The following is a 19,888-nucleotide window of genomic DNA, read 5'->3' on the forward strand; positions in this document are numbered from 1 at the left end:
ACGGTGAGTCTGCCGTTGGCACCTGTCCACGAAGCAGACGCGCACGACATCCTGGGCATCGGCTTCGGCCCGTCCAACCTGGCGCTCGCCATCGCTGTGCGGGAGCACAACGAGGCCGCGCCGCCGGACGAGCACCTCACCTCGGTCTTCGTGGAGCGGCAGCAGACCTTCGGCTGGCACCGGGGCATGCTGATCGACGGCGCGACCATGCAGGTCTCGTTCCTCAAGGACCTGGCCACCATGCGCAATCCGGTCAGCCGCTACGGGTTCCTCTCGTACCTGCAGGACAAGGGCCGGCTGATCGACTTCATCAACCACAAGGAGTTCTTCCCGACGCGGGAGGAGTTCCACGACTACCTGGCCTGGGCGGCCGCCGGCTTCTCCGGGCAGGTGGCGTACGGGGAGGAGGTCGTCCAGGTCTCCACGACGACGGACCAGGACGGCGCCAAGTTGTTCGAGGTCGTCTCCCAGGACGTGTCCGACCCCGCTTCGACCACGGTCCGCCTGGCCCGCAACGTGGTCGTCGCCGTCGGCCTGACCCCGTACCTGCCGGACGGCGTCACCGAGTCGAAGCGCATATGGCACAGCGGCAACCTGCTGTACGAACTGGGCCTCCACACACCGGCCCGGGCCCATCGCTTCGTGGTGGTGGGGGCGGGGCAGAGCGCCGCGGAGATCGCGGAGTACCTCCACCGGAGCTTTCCGGAGGCCGAGCTGTGCGCGGTGTTCAGCCGGTTCGGCTACAGCCCCGCGGACGACAGCCCGTACGCCAACCGGATTTTCGACCCGGAGGCCGTCGACGTCTACTACGAGGCCGACGAGGCCTTGAAGCGGCGTTTGATGGATTACCACCGCAACACCAACTACGCCGTGGCCGATCTGGGCCTGATCGAGGAGCTCTACCGCCGGGCGTACCGGGAGAAGGTTCGGGGCGACGAGCGGCTGCGCATCCTGAACGTATCGCGTGTGGTCGATGCCGCCGACCTCGGTGACCGGGTGACGGTGACCATCGAGCACCTGTCCTCCGGCGGAACCGAGATGCTCGCGGCCGACGCGGTGGTATACGCGACCGGGTACCGCTCCTCGGACCTGCGGGGGCTACTCGCCGGCCTGGCCGAGGAGTACGAGTGGGACGCGGATGGCCGACCGCTCCTCGACCGGGACTACCGGATGCGCCATGCGCAGCGGGTCGGCGGCGGCGGGCTCTACCTCCAGGGCGGCACGGAGCACACCCACGGCATCACCAGCTCCCTCCTCTCCCTGTCGGCCGTGCGGGCAGGAGAGATCACGAGCTCCATGGTCGCCTCGCGGCTCGCCTCGCGTCACGACACGGCCGCCGGGTGAGTGACATCCGTCCGGACCCGGTGGACGCATCGGCGGAGGCCCGGCGGGCGGCTCCCCCGCCCCCCGGGATCGGAACCCGCGGGCTGATCGTCTTCTACATCACCAGCCTCATCGGCGCCGGCGTGCTGGGCGTACCCAGTGTCACCGCCTCGATCGCAGGGCCTGCGTCGCTGCTGTCCTGGGCTGTGCTGGCCCTGGCCTCGTATCCGATCGCCGTCATGTTCGCGGAGATGTCCGCCCGCCATACCGACGCGTCGGGGATCAGCGCACTCGTCCGCAGCGGGCTGGGCGATCGGGCCGCCGACACGGCCAACATGCTTCTGGTGATGGTCTACACGTTCGGCAATCCCGTGATGGGCATCATCTCGGCCCGGTACTTCTGCCATCTGACCGGCATGAACGAAGACTGGGTGATGTACCTGGCCATCGGGTTCATGCTGATCTCGGTCGCCTTCAACCGGCTGGGCATCGCCTTGGGCGCCCGGATCCAGAATGCCGCCCTCATCGTGCTGCTGGCATGCCTGGGGGGCGCGGTCCTGCTCGCCGTGCCCTCGATGTCGGTCGACCGCTACCAGCCGTTCGCCCCCCACGGGTGGACCGCGGTGGGCACCGCGTCGGTCGTCGCCTTCTTCTCCTTCCTCGGGTGGGAGAACGTCTCGTCCGTGGCTGAGGAGGTTCGGGACCCCGCACACTCCTTCCGACGCGCCATCCGGTTCGCGGTACCGGTCGTGGGACTGATCTACGTGGTGGTAGCCGCCGCCTACCTGGCGGTCGACCACCGCGGCGGCACGGTCGTGCTCTCCGCCCTGCTCGGCTCGGACAGCGGCCGGCTGTCCGGCACCCTCGGTGACCTGCTCGCGCTGATGATCGTGATGGTGGCGACCAACGCCTGGGTCCTGGGCGCCTCCCGCATGTCCCTCGCTGCGGCGCGCCAGGGTCTGCTGCCCTCCGCACTGGCACGGATCGACCCGCGGACCGGGGCACCCGTACGGACACTCCTCGCCCTCGCCGTCGGCTATGCGACGGTATTGGCAACCATGGGTCTGCTGGACATCAGCGAGGACCGCATCGTTGTGCTCACCAGCGCGGTCTTCCTCCTCCTCTACGTCGCAGCGGCGATTGCCGCGCTGCGTGACCGGCCGACCCGGGCGATGCGCTGGAGCGCCTGGGCGACCGGCGCGATCGCCTTGCTCTTCCTGCCGTTCACGGGCACGGCCCTGCCCGTCGCCGTCCTCCTGGTTCTGGGGGCGTTCCTCGCCACCGGAGTTCTGGGCCGGCGCCGCAAGCGAGCCATGCTCCTCTCTTCTGATGAGGTCAAGTGATCACCAAATTCCGGATCGACCAGTCCGCCGCGGCGGCCGAGTTCGGTATGCGCTGCCAACGGCTCATTCCCTGGCCCACGAGTGTCGAGCAGCCTCCGATCGGAGCCATGGCGTGCTTCCTGCCGCCCGGCACGAGTTCGGCGCCCGACTGCCACGCCCAGGACGAGGTGATGATCGTCCTGGACGGAGAAGGCACCCTGGAGCTGGCCGGGGAGACCACGCCCGTCGGTCCGGGGGATCTCGTGGTGCTGCCGCGCCACCAGGAACACATCGTCCACCACCCGGGGCCGGCGGATGCCGCCACCCTGGCCTGGGTGTCCGTCTACTGGCCGCTGCACGAGCCCGAAGCGGAGGCAGCCGTATGAGCAGCCCGATGTGGATCACCGCCACGCCGCCGACCCCCAACGGCGATCTGCACGTCGGTCACCTCGCCGGCCCTTACGTGGCCGGAGACGTGCTCAGCAGGTTCCTGCGCTCCGAGGCCATGAACGTGCTCTACACCACCGGCCTCGACGACCACCAGAGCTACGTCCAGCTCAGAGGGCTCAAGGACGGTGGCAAGGCAGCCGAAGACGTTGCCGACGGCTACGGCGACTCGGTTGTCCAGACGTGGCAGGCGGCGTCCATCTCCTTCGACCGGATCGTCCGGCCGCGCTGGGACCTCGGGTACGAGCAGGCCGTTCAGGACTTCTTCCGTCGGCTGTACGACGGCGGGCACATCGAAGCCAAGGTGACGGACCTGCCGTACTGCCGGCCCTGTTCGCGCTGGCTCTACGAGGCGTACGTCGTCGGCGGCTGCCCGCACTGCGGCGCCACGTCCAACGGCAACGCCTGCGAGCCCTGCGGTCGGCCCAATGATTGCGCCGACCTCGTCGACCCGCTCTGCGTCGTCTGCGACACCCCGGCGGAGCTGCGGCCCTGCGAACGGCTCTACTTCCCGCTTGCGCCCTACGAACAACAGCTCGTCGACTTCTGGAAAACCGTCAAGATGCCCCCGCACCTGCGGAGTCTGTGCGAGAGGATGCTGGCCGACAGCCTTCCGGACATCGCGGTGTCCCATCCGGCCGACTGGGGCGTCCCCGTGCCCGTGGCCGGTTTCGAGAATCAGCGCATCTACGTCTGGTTCGAGATGGCGCCGGGTTACCTCTTCCAGGCGCCGGACTCCGACGGCTCCGCCGGGGCCGGCCGCCTCGTGCAGTTCTTCGGCTTTGACAACGGCTACTTCCACGCGGTGCTCTTCCCGGCACTGTTTCTCGCCAACGGGTTCGCCGAGCGACTGCCGGCCGACTTCGAAGTCAACGAGTTCTACCAGTTGGAGGGCCGGAAGTTCTCCACCAGCCGCCGCCACGCCGTCTGGGCCGACGAAGCACTTGAACTGTCCGGGAGCGACGTACTGCGCTATCACGTCTGCGTCGGCCGCCCCCAGGGCCGCGAGACGAGCTTCGACCTCCCCGCGCTCGCGGAGAGCCGTCGGCGGCTGGACACTCTGTGGAACGGCTGGCTGAACCGCCTGTTCACCGCTGTACGGGAAGAGTGCCAAGGGCTCGTTCCAAAGGAGGAGCCGTCCGGCGAGGGCTGGGAACTGCTGCACGGACGCCTGCTTCGTATCGTGGCGGAGCTCCGCGAGGCTTACGCCCCAGCCGGCTTCGACCCGAGAAGGGCCGTCGCCCTCCTCGACGAGATGATCCTCTGCGCCACGGACTTCGCCCATGTCCAGGCGCACGAGCGGCATCGACCCGCCGGGCGCGCGTCCTACCGGGCCGCCCTGGCCGGGCAGCTCGCCGTCGCGGCCGCTCTCGCGGCGTGGGCCGCGCCCGCGCTACCGGAGGGCGCGGCCAGGCTCGCGGGCGTCCTGGGTCTGGCGCCCGACCGCCCGGTGACCGCGGAGTCACTGGCCGTCCCCCGCACCACGGGGCGTATCGCCGCCTGCGAGGAGCCGATCTTCGGTGTCTGAACTGGTCCGGATCGGCGTGGTCGGCCCGTTCAGCGGCCCCCGGGCAGTCTGGGGTGAACTGCTGCGTCGATCGGCGGACCGGCACACGGCCCCGGGCCTGTCCTGGGAAATGCACGACGACCGGGGTGACGCCGAATGGGGCGTCAGGCGAGCGAGAGACATCACGAACGACGGCGGATACGCGGCGGTGATCGGCCACTTCAACAGCGCCGGCGCCGAGGGCTCCCTGCCCTTGTACCGGCGGGCGGGTGTGCCGGTCATCCTCCCCGTCGCCACCCGCCCCAAGCTGCTGAAAGGGTCTGCGGGCGGAGCGCTTCGGTGGTGTCCGGACGACAGCGGTCAACTGCACGCCATCGCTGCGGCCGCGACGGAGCGCGGCTGTCGCAGGCTGGTCGTCGGCCATGACGACAGCGACTACGGCCGACGCCTCGCTGAGCTGTTCGTGGCGCTGCCCGCGTCCCCGCTACCCGTGACGGTCATGCCCTCCCCGTGGAACGCGCCGTCGCACGGTGGTGAGGGAGCCGAGCGACAGGCCGTGGTGCTCTGCGGGACCCACTTCGGTGTGGCCAGGGCGGTGCGTGGGCTACGCCGTGCCGGCTACGGCGGCAGTCTCTTCGTCACCGACGACTGCTCCGTACGGGAATTCGCCGAACTCGTCGGCCCAGCAGGCCAGGACGTATCCGTGGCACGGCTGGCAGGAGGTGCCGAGCGCCTCGTCGAACAGGCTTTCCAGTCACTGGCTCAGGCCTTGACGCGTGATCCGCTCGCCAGGGGGGAGCGGTTGCTGTCCGGCGTCCGTGAAGTGGCCGGCGTCGCCTTCGACGAACACGGCGAACTCGACGTCACCCAGGGCACCCGGGACGGGAACGGCTGGGAGATCAAGCCGGTCCGGATCGGCCCCGGCCGCGCACAGCCGCGTACCTCCGGGGCCGCCGACGACGAGCCCTTCGAGGTGGCTGTCGTCGGCGCAGGAGTGGTCGGCGCGGCGGTAGCCGCTGCCACCGCCGCAACCGGTGCCAGAACCCTCTTGGTCGACGCCGGTCCGGCGATGCCTTCCGCCACCCGCTGGTCGGGAGGCATCGTGCGCGCCTACGATCCGGACCCGGGGATCCGGGCGCTGGCGATCCGCAGCCATCAGCTCCTGTGGGGCCGCCCCTCCCCGTACACGGAGGCATACGGCTTCCGGCGTACCGGCTCCCTGGTGTTGTTGGGGCTCAGTGATCTGCCGGAGGCAGTGCGGGGCGTCCTCGAACTCAAGGCGGGCGGCATCGGGGTGGAGCTGCTCACCGTCGAGGAGATCACGGCCCGCTGGCCCGACTTGGACGCCCGGCATACGGCAGGAGGGGTCTGGGAGCCGGGCGGAGGCTACGCCGAGCCTCAGCGTGCGGCGGACGAGTACCGACTCCAGGCCTTGGGCGACGGAGCGTCGGTCCTCGACGACGTCCGCGTGCACGGTCTGACCTCGCACCCCGTCGGCGCCCTGCTCACGATGGACAGCGACTGCGTCACGGCCCGGACCGTCGTCATCGCGGCGGGCAGCGGCACGCCCGCGCTACTCGCTGGGAGGCTCCCGGCCGGAGCCGGCACGGCGGAACCGCTGACCAGGCTGATCCGGTTCGGATACTTCGACCGGGGCGGACGCGACCTACCCGCCCTCGTCGATCTGATCACAGGAGTCTGGGGACGCCCGGCGCCCGAGGTGTCGGGTGCAGGCGCTCTGCTCGCGGGCTGTCCGGTAGAGGAATGGGGCCACCTACCAGCCGCCGGATCCCGACTGACACGGGAGCAAATAGCACACATCCGAGAAGGTGCCGCGACCGTGTGGCCCTGGCTCCAGAACGCCGGATACCTGGGTGGGCAGTACGGCACCGACCTGTACCGTGACGGCGGTCCGCTGCTGGGCGTTGTGCCCGGTGAGCCCTGGACCGCGGTGGCCGCCTGCTGGTCCGGGGGAGGGTTCAAGACCGCGCCGGCCGCCGCGGAGTCCGTCTCGGGGACGGTGCTGGCCGCTCTTGCCGGCAGAACAGGCTTGTCGCCTTGAGACGAGCTACGAATGACGAGGAATCCTGATGACCGACGCCGTTTCCGTACGCACCGCCACGCCGGCCGATCTTCCGGTAGTGAGCGCACTCTTCGAGCAGTACCTGGCCTTCTATCAGGTTCCCGTCCCGGGTGAAGACCGCCCGGCGGAGTTCCTCCGGGCCAGGATGGAGAACCACGAGTCGGTGATCCTGTTGGCCGAGACCAGCCTGGGCGCGGTGGGGTTCGCCCAGGTCTACCCGACGTTCTCCTCCCTGTCGATGGGCAGGGTGTGGACGCTGAACGACCTGTACGTCGAGGCCGCCGCGCGTCGCTGCGGAGCGGGCCGGGCACTGGTGCGCTCCTGTCTGAACCTCGCACGCGCCGCGGGGGCGGTCGGCGTTCAACTGGAGACCGCCCACGACAACAGCGACGCCCGAGCCCTGTATGAAGCCGAAGGGTTCGAACCGGAGGAGTTCGTGGCCTACTTCCACGCCCTGCCCATGGATCTCCGGCACTGAGGCGGTGAGCCGGTCCAACCTGACGGGTGGTTGGACCGGCATCACGGCAGCGGATATGAAGAAAGCTCGTGGTAGACGGATTCACGACCGACATCACCAGTCCGCCAGGAGCTTTCGCGTGCTCCCTGCTGGTCTTGGCGGACCTGCCCCGCGGCGACACTTGTGCCCGTCTCGCCGCAAGCTTCCGCACCGGGATGGCCGCGGCCTACCGCTACCTACGCGAGGCCGCCGAACTCCTGGCCGCCGTCATGCCCACGCGGGAAGAAGCCGGGACGACTGTCCGGAAGAGGCGTACCCGGTACGCGCCGTGGCGATCCGCAAGTCCTGACGGCTCCTGCGGAAGCTCCGCTGTAGCACCACCCGGATCACTGCCGCTGACCGAGCCGTCGTCGCCCTAGGCCCTGTCGTCGAACTCCCGTCGTCGCCCGGAGGGCGGCCCTGCGGGGTCAGGTGCGTGCTCTCGGCGTGCCGGGCTCACGTCCTCGTACTGGACGTACTCGGGCGTGGGCCCGGTGCGGCGAGAGTGCGTGCATGGCGCCGCGGGGCAGACGGGAGTTTGACGACAGGGCCTAGAACTCGCCCGCCAGGCTCAGGGGGTCCGTCCGGTGGTGCCGTCGTCGGGGTTCACCAACGCCGAGGACAGGTCCCCGTCATATCCACGCAGCAAGTACCCGGCGTGAATGCGGCTCTTGGCCCCGATGCGCTCCATGATTTTGGCGATGTGACGCTGACAGGTACGCACGGTCATCCCCATCCGCCGGGCAATGACCTTGTCCTGTTCTCCCAGGACGAGCAGCCGGACAATATCTTCCTTGGTCTTGTCCGAAGCGAAGATCGCCTGGTCCCTGCCGCGATCCGACGGAAATTCTTCGGCCTGCACCCAGATGTATTCGAAGGTGTCGATCAGGAATCCGGCGATACTCGGTTCCCGGATGATCAGCGCGCCTTGGGGGTTGTTGCGCAACTCGATCACAACGACCTTGCGGTCAAAAGCAATCATGCGCATGAATCCGTCCCCGAGGGTGCGGACTTCTGCTCCCAGCCCGGTGACGATTTCAACATATGCGGACGTACTGGAGCTGAATTGCGCAGTATGCTGATAAAGCGTCCGCATGTGTACCCCACGCTGGAGCAGCTCCTCGGTCCGCCTCATCGACTCCTGAAGCACATCCTCGTCCCGCGCGCCGCCAGGCTGCGAGGTGAGCACCTCGAACTGCGACTGAGCTGCGAGTTTCGTCAGCTGATCCCGTACTGCGTCGACGCTGTGCAACTCCTCCACGGCGGGCCTCCGCGACCGCCGGGCGAGGCCACTCTCGTAGACCGGGGTGAGTTCGTCGCGCAGCCGGTCGGCGGCGGAGCGCAGGAGCCGGGCCTGTCGCGCGATCGGCTCGGCCAATTCGTCGGAGGCGGCCTCGGGCGAGACCGCCATGAACTGCCCGCCGGCGGCCCCCACCGCCACAAGCAGCCGACGCTCCAGCAAGCCCTGGACTGCCCTTTCCACTTCCTCCCGAGAAATGCCCTCCAGCGCCGGCTCGTCTTCCCGGACGCCCGCCCGTTCCACAGCATGGGAATACACGGCGAGCTCAACGGAGGAGAGTGGCGAGAGGAGGTCTAGCCCCATCATGTCCCGTATGTCCAATTCATTCACTCCTCCTGATGGTGTCACTGCATATAAGCACGCATGGATTGAGGCAAGCGAGCCGGGGTGCGGTGTCACGATAGAGGCAACCTTTGAGGGGGGTTGCGTGATGTCTCCAGCAATAGCGGAAGCAATGGCGAAAGCAGTGGCGAAAGCAGTAGTTCAGACGACACTGGGCATGGCCTCGTAATTATTATGGACATGCAAAGTGCGGTATTCTTGTCGTTCCTGCTGGCCGCTACCATCGTCTGTGTCACTCCTGGGCCCGACATGCTCTACGTGATGTCATTCGGGGTGTCACAGGGGCGGGCCGGCGGAGTCGCCGCAGCCGCCGGCGTGGCCGGGGGAATGTTCGTACACGCCGTCCTCAGTTCTCTTGGGGTGGCCATCCTCGTATCGCAGTATCCGTGGCTCATGGTGATATTCAAGGGTGTCGGGATCTGCTACCTGACCTATCTCGGGATTTCCATCATCAGGGACAAGTCCGATCTTTCCGTGGATGCGGGCAGATCGAAGAGTTCGTACGCGCGGATTGCGTACAAGTCCATGATCGTAAATCTGACGAACCCCAAGGTGATCGTCTTTTACGTCGCGTTCCTGCCTCAGTTCACGGCGAACGCCGGATGGCCCATCCCGCTGCAGATGCTCACTCTCGGCATCGTGTTCGTCGCCATCGGCTTTACCGCCGACGCCATCGTGGGCCTGGCCAGTGGAGCGCTCAGTGAGCGTTTCGCCAAGAGCAAGACGTTCACCCGACGTGTGAACGTCTCGTGCGGGATCGTCATGTTCATCCTCGCCGCAGTACTCCTCCTCGATATCTGAGCGTCGCATCGAACGTCATGCGATCCTCCTGTTCACCAGGATGAACGGGTGCTGCGCTCTGCGCTGATGCAGGAAACCGGATTCGATTCCGGACGCTTGAAAAGAATCCATACCGCTTTCTTCGTCAAGGGAACTCCGTGTCTGCTACAGAAACCCAGCCCTCACTCCCCGCTGATGTCAGCTCTTTGCGCCCCGGTATCTGGCCCAAAACAGCCGTGCAAGGCGAGGGGGGCGTCCTGAACATCGGCGGCGTGCCGGTATCGGAGGTCGCCGAGCGTTTCGGGACTCCCGCCTACCTATTCGACGAGGCTGACTTCCGGATGCGCTGCACCACGTTCCGGGAAGCCTTCCATGACTTCGACGTCTACTACGCCAGCAAGGCGTTCCTGACACGTACGAGTGCCCGGATCGCCAAGGAGACCGGTCTCAGCCTGGACGTCTGCACCGAGGGCGAACTCGCCTACGCCAAGGCCGTCGGCTTCCCCCCCGAACGCGTCCTCATGCATGGGAACAACAAGTCCGAGGCCGAACTGGCCTTGGCGCTCGAGTACGGCGTCGGGCGCATCGTCGTCGACTCCCGTGAAGAGCTCGACCGGCTGGAGTCCCTGGTCCCGCGGTTCCCCGGCAGCAAGCCGGCGGTGCTGCTGCGCGTCACCGTGGGCGTGCGGGCGGACACCCACGCGCACATCGCCACCGCTCACGAGGACCAGAAGTTCGGGTTCTCCTTGGTCAGCGGAGAGGCCGAGGAAGCCGTACGCCGGGTGGTCGGCGGCGGCCTGCTCGAACTGCGCGGCCTGCACAGCCACATCGGCTCCCAGATTCTCACCACCTCGGGCTTCGAGGCCGCCGCGAAGCGCCTCGTCGGGCTGTGTGCCACGCTCGCGAAAGACGGCATCGACCTGCCCGAACTCAACCTAGGTGGCGGCTTCGGCATCGCCTACACCGCCGAGGACGAACCCACACCCGCCAAGGTGATGGCCGACATCCTGCGCACCGCAGTGGCGAAGGAATGCGAAGCACTGGGTGTGTCCGCGCCCCGGCTCGCCATCGAGCCCGGCCGCGCCATAGCCGGCCCCTCCGGCGTGACTCTCTACCGTGTCGGTACGGTCAAGCGCCGCGAGGGCATCCGCACGTTCGTCGCGGTCGACGGCGGCATGAGCGACAACGTGCGCACCGCGCTGTACGAAGCCACGTACACCGTTCAGCTCGCCGGGCGCATCTCGGAGGCCGCCCCCACGCTCGTTCGCGTCGTGGGCAAGCACTGCGACGCCGGAGACGTAGTCGTACGCGACGACTACCTGCCCGCGGATGTCCGCGCCGGCGACCTCATCGCCGTGCCGGGCACCGGCGCCTACTGCCGCAGCCTCGCGCACAACTACAACCAGATTCCGCGGCCGCCGGTCATCGCGGTCGCCGAGGGGCAGGCCCGCGAGATCGTGCGCCGGGAGACCGTCCAGGACCTGATGCGGCTCGACGTCGGATGACGCTCGTCCCTTAGCCGTCCGATCGCCGGAACCCACCCAAGGAGCCACCATGACCAAACACCGCAGCGCCGACGCGTACAGCAACAGCATCGAGGCGCCGACCTACCAGAGCGCCTCCTACTACTTCAACAACGCCGAGCACGTCAAAGCGGGGCTGCACGACCGGTCCGAGCCCGCGGGACGCTATGGCCGCTACTCCAACCCCACCTGGATAGCCGTGGAGAACCAGCTCAGCGAGCTGAGCGGCGCCGAGAGCTCGCTCGTGTTCTCTTCCGGCATGGCAGCGCACGTCACCGCCTTCCTGGCGCTGCTGGAAGCGGGCGACGAGGTGGTGCTGCCGTCCGAGTCGTACCGGCAGGTCCGCAACGTCTTCCACCACATCCTGCCGAAGTTCGGCGTGAAGGTGCATGAGTTCTCGATCCGGGACCCCGAGAAGTTCATCGAGAACGTCGCGGCGCTACGCGGGCGGATCAAGCTCGTCCACCTCGAGATGCCGTCCTCCCCGCATATGTATCTGATCGACGTGGAGCGCGTCCGCGCGGCCGTGGCGCCGGACGTGATCATCACCCTGGACAGCTCCTTCTCCCCGCCGCCGAACTTCTACGCCCTGAAGTGGGGTGTCGACCTGGTGCTGTTCAGTGCCACCAAGTACCTCAGCGGGCACGGCGACATCGTGGCCGGCGTGGCCTCGGGACGGGAGGAGCTCATCGAGAAGCTCCGGTGGTACCGCGACACCACCGGGCCGATCACGGACGGGAACACGGCCTTCCTGCTGCGTCGCAGCCTGTACACACTCCAGCTCCGCATGGAGAGGGTGAACTCCATGGGTCTTGAGGTCGCCCGCTATCTGGAAGCGCAGCCCAGCGTGGACCGCGTCTACTACAACGGCCTCGAGAGCCACCCGCACTCCGAGCTGGCGAAGCGGTACCTCAACGGCTTCGGCGGCGTCATCACCTTCGAGCTGAACATGACCGAGGAGCAGACCGCCGCGGTCGTCGACCGCCTGCGTGTGCCCTTCATGGCGTCCAACTTCGGCGCCCCGCACACGCTGGTCGAGCAAAGCACGTTCTTCACCTACTTCGAGTACTCGGAGGAGGAGTTGAAGAACATCGGGGTCCCCCGCGGCACGGTGCGTCTCGCGCTCGGCTACAGCAACGATGTCGGAGCTGTCATCAAGGACCTCGACCAGGCCCTCTCCCACGTCCAGGAATCGTCCGCGTCCTAGGGCGTGTTTCGAAAGTCCCGCCCGCTCGGCGACGCCTGGCACTTCCCCAAGCTCTCGGCTTCGCTCGAGCGGGGGAGACCCCATCGCTCGCCGCGTTGTCGGGATCACCCCGACACATCCGGTATCGGGGCGACCCTCCGCCTTGCGATCGCGCGCACCAGACGCCGCCGAGCCCGCCCTCCGGGGCTTCTTCCACGGGCGGTCGCTCACGGGGGTCGTGGGCGCCAAGTACCTAGCGGGAAGCACACGATGAGAAACGCGACCCAGCAGCCGCCGGCATACGGTCCACGCAGTACTGAGAGGTCCGGCGCGGTCCGGGACCGGCTCTACGACGTGGCCGCGACACAGGCCTTCCTCACCCTGCCCGGCTTCCGCCCCCGATTCCAGACCACGTTGAAGCTGGAGGCGCTCAACGCGGCCGGCTCGATCAAGTTGAAGACCGCCCGCGAGATGCTGACGGCCGCGGCGGACGAGGGTCTGGTCCGGCCCGGCACCGCCCTGATCGAGTCCACGTCGGGCAATCTCGGCATCGCCCTCGCGATAATCTCCGCAGCCGAGGGATATCGGCTCACCCTGGTCACGGACCCCAACACCCCCGACCAGAGCATCCGGCACATGCGGGCACTGGGAGCAGAGGTCGTCGTCGTACGGGACCGGGACCCCAACGGCGGCTACCTCCAGACCCGCATCGCCCTGATCGAGGAACAGCTACAGACCACACCCGGGCTGGTCTGGCTCAACCAGTACCGCAACCCCGCCAATGCCCGGGCGCATCGCCGTCACACCATGGCGGAGATCCTGAACGGCTTCGGAGTGCCCGACTGGCTGTTCGTCGGCGTCGGCAGCAGCGGGACCTTCATGGGGTGCGCCCAGGCCATCCGGGAACAACGGCTGCCGACCAGGCTGGTGGCCGTCGACGCGGTGGGGTCGGTCACCTTCGGCAACGACGCGGGCACCCCACGGCACCTGCCGGGCCTGGGAGCCAGCCGACGGCCAGAACTCTTCCAGGACGACGGCTCGTTCACGAAGGTACGAGTCACCGAGCGGCAGACGGTGCGGACATGTCGGCAGGTGGCACGCACGTACGGGCTGCTGCCGGGAGCCTCCACGGGAACCACGCTGTCCGCCGTGGCAGCACTCGACGAGCGTATTCCGTCGGGGAGCAGGGTGCTGGTGATCGCGCCGGACCTCGGTGAGCGCTACCTCAGCACGTTGTACGACGACAACTGGGTGGCCCGCACCCTCGGCGCCGACACCTTGACGGATCTGCCTGGCGTACGACACATCTGAGATTGCGACTTCACACATGCATGAATTCACCGTACTGGCCGGTAAGCACATCGCAGAGCTCCTCGACGGGCACGAAAGCGAGGTCGCCGACTGGGTCGAGGCCGCCTACCTGGCCCACGACGCAGGCCGCACCGTCAACCCCGACAGCTACTTCCTGCGCTTCCCCGAGAAGCCCGATGCCCGCATCATCGCGCTGCCGGCATTCCTCGGCGGCGAGGACGACGTAGCCGGTATCAAGTGGATCAGCAGCTTCCCCACCAACACGGCATCCGGTCTGCCCCGCGCCTCAGCGGTTCTCGTGCTGAACGACTACAGCACCGGATACCCCTTCGCGCTCCTGGAGTCGGCCGGCATCAGCGCGGCACGCACCGCCGCGTCGGCCGCACTGGCCGCCACCGCTCTCGGCGGTGCGCACGCCCGTACGGTGGGCATCGTCGGAGCCGGCGTCATCGCGCGAACGATTGCGCGGTACCTGGCGGCCGCCGGGATCCTGCTCACCGACGTGGTCGTCCACGACGTCGACGGCGACTCGGCGGGCGCACTCGCCGCCCATCTGGAGCGGCAGCACGGTGCGGGAAGCCGGATCGGGTCGCTCGACGCTGCCCTCGGAGCCGACCTCGTGGTCCTCGCGACCACGGCCCCGACTCCGTACATCGGCACCGAACACACCCTGCACGCAGGCCAGGTGGTGCTCAATATCTCTTTGCGCGACATCACGCCCGAACTGCTGCTCACCGCGCAGAACGTGGTGGATGACGTGGATCACTGCCTCAAGGCCGACACGTCGCCGCACCTGGCCGAGCAGTCCCTGGGTAACCGGTCCTTCATCGACGGAACCCTGGCAGACGTGCTCAGGGGTCGGATCACGCTCGACCCCGAACGGGCGGTCATCTTCTCGCCGTTCGGCCTGGGCGTGCTCGACCTCGCCGTGGGACACCGGCTGTACCTGCGGGCCCGGGACACAGGGCGTCTCCTGGAGGTGCCCGGCTTCTTCGGCGAGGCCCGCCGGTGGTGACGACGCCCCGCGCCAACCGGCCTCCCCACTGAACCCATCGATCACACCACCAACCAGAGGAAACAGGCATGTCTGCCACGACCACCGAGATCCAGACCGCCTCCCACGAGAAGCGGGTGCTCAACCTCGCCGAATCCGTGTACCGCCATCCGGCTCTCAACAACGCCTTCTTCGACATGTGGCGCAGCACCGAGCTCCCCGCGGGGAAGGTGGAGATCGTCGCGCGGAACTTCTTCTCCCAGGTCGCCCCGACCGTCAACCGGCTCGCCCTGGTCTTCCTGCGCATGTCCCCGGACGACCTGCTGGCGCGCTCCGAGACAGTCGAGAACCTCAACGACGAGATGGGCAACGGTGACCCCAAGAAGGTCCACACCGTGCTCCTGAAGAACTTCTTCTCGGTCCTGCTCTCCCGTGTCCAGGGCCGCGAGGTCGCGTTCGACGACATCGACCCGACGGTCCTGCCCGCCACGCAGCGCGTGGTCGACGAGGGCGCAAAGCTCTTTGGCCACGAGAACGTCAAGGTTGGCTGCGGAGCGCTGCTGGCCCAGGAATGGCACGCCTATGCCCAGCTCGTCTACCTGTACGAGGGGTCGCGCAACTACATGCAGTACTTCGCGCTCGAAGAGTTCCACGAGCACTGCGAGTTCTTCTACCTGCACATCGGTGCGGCGGAGAAGGAACACAAGCTGCACGCCGTCTCCAGCTCGGCCGCCCTGTGCAAGACGGAGGAGGACCTTCAGGCGCTGGAGTACGGGTTCACCAGCTACCTGAACCTGCTCGCCGACTTCTGGCAGGAACTGGCCGTCGCCTCCGCCCCGGGCTCCGCGGCCTGACGAACGGCCGCACACCGGCCCCTGGGAAGGGCCTCCGCCCAGGCCCTTCCCACCAGACCCAGGACAAGGAAGTGCGAAGCAATGACCGCTGTTCCCCGCACAGTCGTGGTGATCGTCGACCCTGTTCGCGCCGGAATCAAGCTCGCCCAGTTGTTCAACGGGCTCGGCTACCGGTGCGTGGCCGTGCTGAGCGAGGAAAGCGACTCGGAGTTCTGGCGTGCGTCTTTCCGCCCGCAGGACTTCCTCCTCACCCTTCACGAAGCGGACGGCTTCGCCGCCCTGGTGGACGCTCTGCGCAGCCACGAGGTGTCCTGCCTCGTCCCCGGCGGCGAGTCCGGCGTCGACCTGGCCGACAGGCTGACCCCGTGTCTCCCCGGCATCCCGGCGCTCGACCCCGCGATGTCCCACGGCCGGCGCGACAAATACCACATGGCCGAGCTGCTGAGGGCGCGCGGGATCCCGGCCATCGCCCACTGCCGCACCGGCGACGTGGCGACTGCCGTCGACTGGTATCGAAGCCGCGGCGAGGGACGTGTGGTGGTCAAGCCGCTCGCCGGTACCTCCGCCGAAGGCGTGCACTTCTGCGCCTCCGAGAAAGAGGTGCGGGCGGCGTTCACCAACCTCATCGGCACGACGTCCCTGTTCGGCAGGACGAACGGCGAACTGCTGGTGCAGCCCGACGTCTCCCAGGGCGGCGGCGTGGAGTTCACCGTCAACTCCGTGAGCTCGCGTGGTCTCCACCACGTGACGGACGTATGGCGGATGCACCGACGCATGGTCGACGCGACCGCCGTGTGCGTCTACTCGGAGCTGGTCCATCCGGACGAGGAGGAGTACGGGGTGCTCGCCGACTACCTCCAGGACGTACTTTCGGCTCTCGGCATCGACAACGGCACCGCGCACAGCGAGATCATGCTGACCCCCGGCGGCCCTGTGCTGATCGAGACCGGCGCACGCATCGAGGGCGCCTGCGACCCCGGCGCCACCCTGGCACTGTGCGGCAGGAGCCAGAATTCGCTGCTCCCCGCCAGCTACCTCGACCCGCAAGCCTTCGCACACGCCATTTCCGCCCCCCGGCCGAGTCCGGCGCTGTACGCGCGCCACGCGTATCTGCTCAGCCCGGTCGAGGGCAAGGTCGTCCGTCCTCCCGCGCTGGAGCGGATCCGCGCCCTCCCCACCTTCTACGGGATGGACACCACCTTGGACTCCGTGGCGGTTGTGGACCGGACCGTCAACCTGGCCACCTGCCCGGGAAACCTCTACCTCGTCTCGACCAGCCGGGAGCGGATCGAAGAGGACTACACCGCCCTGCGCGAGATCGAGACCGATCTATACCGGGACATGCTCGCCGACTAGGCCCTGTCGTCAAACTCCCGTCTGCCCCGCGGCGCCATGCACGCACTCTCGCCGCACCGGGCCCACGCCCGAGTACGTCCAGTACGAGGACGTGAGCCCGGCACGCCGAGAGCACGCACCTGACCCCCCAGGGCCGCCCTCCGGGCGACGACGGGAGTTCGACGACAGGGCCTAGCGGCCGACCGCGCACACAGATCACGAAGGGCAAGGTGCGTCCCTTGGACGTCATGACAGCGGTGCCGACGCGCCGGAGTGCCTGCGCACTCCGCGCTCACGCCGAGGACCACGAAGAGCAGAGCCTGACGCTCCTGCCGCACTCCAGGGGCGACAGGAGCAGATGGCGCATCGGGCGCCTGTGCACTCCGCATCCACGGAGTGAGCGGCTCGAACCCGGCTCGGCGGAGCGCCCGTCGGGTGCCCTCGACGTCGGCGCCGTCGATGCCGGCGGCCCGTCGGCGGAGCGCCGCGCCCCAGCCCGCGTACTCGACCGCCTCTCCGTCTTCGCGTAGGAGGCGGGATGAAGCGATACGCACAGGTGCTGGCGGTACCGGGAGTGTGGCAGGTGGTCACCCTGGGGTGGCTCGTCAAACTGCCCATGATCGCGATACCGATCGTCCTGGCCCTCCAGGTGTCCGTGGGGCTCGGCCTCGGGCTGGGCCCTGCCGGGCTGGTGATCGGAGCCTGGATGCTCGGCGCGATGACCGGATCGCCGTTCCTCGGCCGAGCCATGGACCGGCACGGGCTGCGGCCCGTACTGCTCCTCAGCGCTGTGGCCCAGGGGGCCTTCTGGGCAGTGGCGGCGCTGCTGCCCCATCCGGCGCTGGTCGCCGCCGCGCTGCTGTCGGGCCTGCTGCTCGTACCGGGCTCCACCGTGGTCCGCCTGGTGATCTCCTCCCAGGTACCGGCGGAGCACCGGCAGACGGGCTTCGCCCTCGACTCGATGACCAGCCAACTGTCGTATCTGGTGGGTCCCGGCGTCGGAGCGGTTCTGGCGACCCAGCTGTCGCCGGCACTCGCCACCCGGCTGCTCGGCTGTCTGCTGGTCCTCGCGACGACCGCCCTCGCGCTGTATGTGCCGCGGTCGGCCACGGGAGCGGGTCAGCAGCCCGGCGGCGACCGCGCGAGCGGTCTGACCGGCGGTCTTCTCCCCGTGCTGGCCTGCGCCTTCGCCGCCGGCACGGTGTCCTCGGGATTCGAGATCTCGCTCCTGGGGGTACTGCGAGCCGAGGGCGACGTGGCGTGGGTCGGGCTGCTGATCGCGGTGTGCGGCGTGTACGCCGTGGTCGGCGCGTTCCTGTTCGGCGCGCTCTCCTTCCCCGTACCGCCCTGGGCCCCGGTGCTGCTGCTCGGCCTGGCCACCGGGCCGCTCACGCTCGTATCGGACTGGCGGGTCCTCCTGATCGCCATGATGCCCGCGGCCATGCTGTCGGCCGCTTCCTTCGCGGCGACCGCGACGGCCGTCAGCCAGGCCGCTTCGCAGGAGACCCGCGGCCGGACGATGGGCTTCTACGGCTCCGCGCTGGCCGGGGGCAACGCGGTGGGGGCGCCCCTCGCCGGTCTGGGCAGCGGCTGGGCGGGTCACGCGTCGGCCGGCTTCCTGATCGTCGGAGCGGCCGCGGCCGCCGTGGCTCTCGCCAGTCTGCCTGCGCAGTGGCGCCGGCCTATGGCCGCGGTCGGAGACGCCCGGGCCCAGGCCGATGCGCAGCCAGAGCCGCACACGACCGAAGTCCGCTCCAACGCCGCTCAGGAAGGCTGATCATGTCGTCATCTCCCATCGTCGTCATCGTCGACTCGTACGGACTGTCGAAAATCCTCTCGGACGAGTTCCAGAAGCGGGGGGCCGTGATGGTACGGGTCCAGAGCACACCCGACGTGCCGGCGGCCTACCAAGGAGCCTTCGATCTGTCGGAGTACGCCGACAACATCGTCCACCGCGGCGATCTGGACGAGACCGCGCGGGCCGTCGCGGCACACCGGCCGGTGGCCGTTGTCGCGGGCGGTGAGATCGGAGTCGAGCTCGCCGACGCCTTGAGCGAACGACTCGGCCTGCCCACGAACGGGACCGTGTTGAGTGCCGCCCGGCGCGACAAGCACATCATGATCGAGACGATCAAGCAGGCCGGCGTGCCGGGCGCCCGTCAACTGCTCGTCCACGACGAGACGGAACTGATGCGGTGGCACAAGGAGTTCGGGGGCCGGATCGTCCTCAAACCGCTGCGCAGCGCGGCGGGCAACGGCGTGTTCTTCTGCGACACCCCCGAGGAGTCCGCAGCGGCCTTCGCCCGGATATCCGGGCAGGAGAACGTCTTCTCCCAGCGCAATGACGGCGCCGTGGCGCAGGAGTACCTCCGGGGCACCGAATACATGGTCAACACCGTGAGTCGGGACGGAGTGCACCGAGTCTGCGAGATCTGGCGCACCACGCGCATCACCGCCAATGGCGTCGCGGACCTCTCGGACACTGTCTACCTCATGGCCCGTAGCGGCCCGGTGCAGGACCAGTTGACGGAGTACGCGGGGCAGGTGCTCGACGCTCTCGGCATCCTGCACGGCCCCGCCCACGTCGAGATCAAGCTGACTGCCGCGGGGCCGATGCTCGTCGAGATGGGGGCCCGCGTGTGCGGCGCCAACCTGCCCTATTACGCGCAGACGGCCCACGGCTCCTCACAGCTCGACTGGGCCGCCGACGCGTATCTGCGCCCCGAGCACTTCCTCGCCCACCACCGGGACGAGACGCCTGCGGGAAAGTTCTGCGCGTTCGTCGGGCTGGTCTCCCCCGTGGCCGGAACGCTCAACAAATACAACGGACTTCAGGAGCTGCGGGAGTTGGAGAGCTTCGTCGAGATGAAGGCGTACGCCCAGCCGGGCGGGCCCATCGCGCGCACGGTGGACGACCTCACCTATGCGGCCGCAGTGATCCTGATGCACGAGTCCGAGGAGACGGTGCTGCGAGACGCCAACACGATCCGGTACCTGGACGGCCCCTCCTTCTACGACGTGACCCCCGCCTGAGTCCCCCGCCAGCCCCGAACCGCTTCCGGCGCGTAACGCCCCCTGACGCATA

16 protein-coding genes are annotated in these 19,888 nt (G+C 68.3%); 15 read left to right on the top strand and 1 reads right to left on the bottom strand.

The features are described 5' to 3' along the window. Window positions 1-15: 15 nt before the first annotated feature. The 6 genes from AC3CH1_RS16625 to AC3CH1_RS16650 are packed head-to-tail and all read left to right on the top strand — an operon-like array spanning window position 16 to window position 7,160. On the top strand, window positions 16-1,344 hold the full coding sequence (locus AC3CH1_RS16625; protein ID WP_488463659.1) for a lysine N(6)-hydroxylase/L-ornithine N(5)-oxygenase family protein: 1,329 nt from the start codon (window positions 16-18) through the stop codon (window positions 1,342-1,344). After that, the gene (locus AC3CH1_RS16630) at window positions 1,341-2,666 is read left to right on the top strand and encodes an APC family permease (RefSeq protein ID WP_488463660.1); all 1,326 of its coding nucleotides are present in this window, start codon (window positions 1,341-1,343) and stop codon (window positions 2,664-2,666) included. The genes AC3CH1_RS16625 and AC3CH1_RS16630 overlap by 4 nt, the downstream gene beginning before the upstream one ends. Beyond that, a complete protein-coding gene (locus AC3CH1_RS16635; RefSeq protein WP_488463661.1) occupies window positions 2,663-3,031 on the top strand; it encodes a cupin domain-containing protein in 369 nt (122 codons plus the stop codon). The genes AC3CH1_RS16630 and AC3CH1_RS16635 overlap by 4 nt, the downstream gene beginning before the upstream one ends. Beyond that, window positions 3,028-4,620: a methionine--tRNA ligase gene (locus AC3CH1_RS16640; RefSeq protein ID WP_488463662.1), complete on the top strand. Its 1,593-nt coding sequence runs from the start codon at window positions 3,028-3,030 to the stop codon at window positions 4,618-4,620. Before AC3CH1_RS16635 ends, AC3CH1_RS16640 begins: the two co-directional genes overlap by 4 nt. Next, window positions 4,613-6,661, top strand: a complete 2,049-nt coding sequence (locus AC3CH1_RS16645) for an FAD-dependent oxidoreductase (RefSeq protein ID WP_488463663.1) — start codon at window positions 4,613-4,615, stop codon at window positions 6,659-6,661. Before AC3CH1_RS16640 ends, AC3CH1_RS16645 begins: the two co-directional genes overlap by 8 nt. A 28-nt stretch (window positions 6,662-6,689) precedes the next feature. After that, window positions 6,690-7,160 (top strand): GNAT family N-acetyltransferase, encoded by a 471-nt coding sequence (locus AC3CH1_RS16650; protein ID WP_488463664.1) that lies wholly within the window; start codon window positions 6,690-6,692, stop codon window positions 7,158-7,160. Window positions 7,161-7,749: 589 nt separating this feature from the next. On the opposite strand, the gene AC3CH1_RS16655 is transcribed toward AC3CH1_RS16650, so the two are convergent. Continuing rightward, entirely contained in the window at window positions 7,750-8,799 is a 1,050-nt protein-coding gene (locus AC3CH1_RS16655) for a LuxR C-terminal-related transcriptional regulator (protein WP_488463665.1), read from the bottom strand. Window positions 8,800-9,000: 201 nt separating this feature from the next. Here AC3CH1_RS16655 and AC3CH1_RS16660 point away from each other — a divergent pair, with 201 nt between their 5' ends. The 9 genes from AC3CH1_RS16660 (at window position 9,001) to AC3CH1_RS16700 (ending at window position 19,836) form a co-directional block, all read left to right on the top strand. Then, on the top strand, window positions 9,001-9,621 hold the full coding sequence (locus tag AC3CH1_RS16660) for a LysE family translocator (RefSeq protein ID WP_488463666.1): 621 nt from the start codon (window positions 9,001-9,003) through the stop codon (window positions 9,619-9,621). Window positions 9,622-9,758: 137 nt separating this feature from the next. After that, window positions 9,759-11,105 (top strand): diaminopimelate decarboxylase, encoded by a 1,347-nt coding sequence (lysA, locus tag AC3CH1_RS16665; RefSeq protein WP_488463667.1) that lies wholly within the window; start codon window positions 9,759-9,761, stop codon window positions 11,103-11,105. 49 nt (window positions 11,106-11,154) lie between these two features. Beyond that, the gene (locus AC3CH1_RS16670; protein WP_488463668.1) at window positions 11,155-12,330 is read left to right on the top strand and encodes an aminotransferase class I/II-fold pyridoxal phosphate-dependent enzyme; all 1,176 of its coding nucleotides are present in this window, start codon (window positions 11,155-11,157) and stop codon (window positions 12,328-12,330) included. A gap of 333 nt (window positions 12,331-12,663) precedes the next feature. After that, the gene (gene sbnA / locus AC3CH1_RS16675; RefSeq protein WP_488463669.1) at window positions 12,664-13,620 is read left to right on the top strand and encodes a 2,3-diaminopropionate biosynthesis protein SbnA; all 957 of its coding nucleotides are present in this window, start codon (window positions 12,664-12,666) and stop codon (window positions 13,618-13,620) included. A 16-nt stretch (window positions 13,621-13,636) separates the two neighbouring features. Further along, the gene (gene sbnB / locus AC3CH1_RS16680; RefSeq protein WP_488463670.1) at window positions 13,637-14,635 is read left to right on the top strand and encodes a 2,3-diaminopropionate biosynthesis protein SbnB; all 999 of its coding nucleotides are present in this window, start codon (window positions 13,637-13,639) and stop codon (window positions 14,633-14,635) included. 68 nt (window positions 14,636-14,703) lie between these two features. Continuing rightward, the gene (locus AC3CH1_RS16685; RefSeq protein ID WP_488463671.1) at window positions 14,704-15,468 is read left to right on the top strand and encodes an iron-containing redox enzyme family protein; all 765 of its coding nucleotides are present in this window, start codon (window positions 14,704-14,706) and stop codon (window positions 15,466-15,468) included. Between the two features lie 81 nt (window positions 15,469-15,549). Next, window positions 15,550-16,824 carry an ATP-grasp domain-containing protein gene (locus AC3CH1_RS16690; protein WP_488463672.1) on the top strand — a complete coding sequence of 425 codons (1,275 nt, stop codon included), beginning with the start codon at window positions 15,550-15,552 and terminating at the stop codon, window positions 16,822-16,824. A 517-nt stretch (window positions 16,825-17,341) separates the two neighbouring features. After that, window positions 17,342-18,580: an MFS transporter gene (locus AC3CH1_RS16695; protein ID WP_488463673.1), complete on the top strand. Its 1,239-nt coding sequence runs from the start codon at window positions 17,342-17,344 to the stop codon at window positions 18,578-18,580. A gap of 2 nt (window positions 18,581-18,582) precedes the next feature. Beyond that, window positions 18,583-19,836 (top strand): ATP-grasp domain-containing protein, encoded by a 1,254-nt coding sequence (locus AC3CH1_RS16700; protein ID WP_488463674.1) that lies wholly within the window; start codon window positions 18,583-18,585, stop codon window positions 19,834-19,836. Window positions 19,837-19,888: the final 52 nt, after the last annotated feature.

This window comes from Streptomyces sp. MGP-P1, assembly GCF_057766565.1.

Excerpts from the sequence above, each read along its gene's own strand:
- AC3CH1_RS16640 (WP_488463662.1), top strand. The coding sequence starts at position 3,028 with ATGAGCAGCCCGATGTGGATCACCGCCACGCCGCCGACCCCCAACGGC.
- AC3CH1_RS16650 (WP_488463664.1), top strand. The coding sequence starts at position 6,690 with ATGACCGACGCCGTTTCCGTACGCACCGCCACGCCGGCCGATCTTCCG.
- AC3CH1_RS16660 (WP_488463666.1), top strand. The coding sequence starts at position 9,001 with ATGCAAAGTGCGGTATTCTTGTCGTTCCTGCTGGCCGCTACCATCGTC.
- AC3CH1_RS16670 (WP_488463668.1), top strand. The coding sequence starts at position 11,155 with ATGACCAAACACCGCAGCGCCGACGCGTACAGCAACAGCATCGAGGCG.
- sbnB (WP_488463670.1), top strand. The coding sequence starts at position 13,637 with ATGCATGAATTCACCGTACTGGCCGGTAAGCACATCGCAGAGCTCCTC.
- AC3CH1_RS16685 (WP_488463671.1), top strand. The coding sequence starts at position 14,704 with ATGTCTGCCACGACCACCGAGATCCAGACCGCCTCCCACGAGAAGCGG.
- AC3CH1_RS16690 (WP_488463672.1), top strand. The coding sequence starts at position 15,550 with ATGACCGCTGTTCCCCGCACAGTCGTGGTGATCGTCGACCCTGTTCGC.
- AC3CH1_RS16695 (WP_488463673.1), top strand. The coding sequence starts at position 17,342 with ATGAAGCGATACGCACAGGTGCTGGCGGTACCGGGAGTGTGGCAGGTG.
- AC3CH1_RS16700 (WP_488463674.1), top strand. The coding sequence starts at position 18,583 with ATGTCGTCATCTCCCATCGTCGTCATCGTCGACTCGTACGGACTGTCG.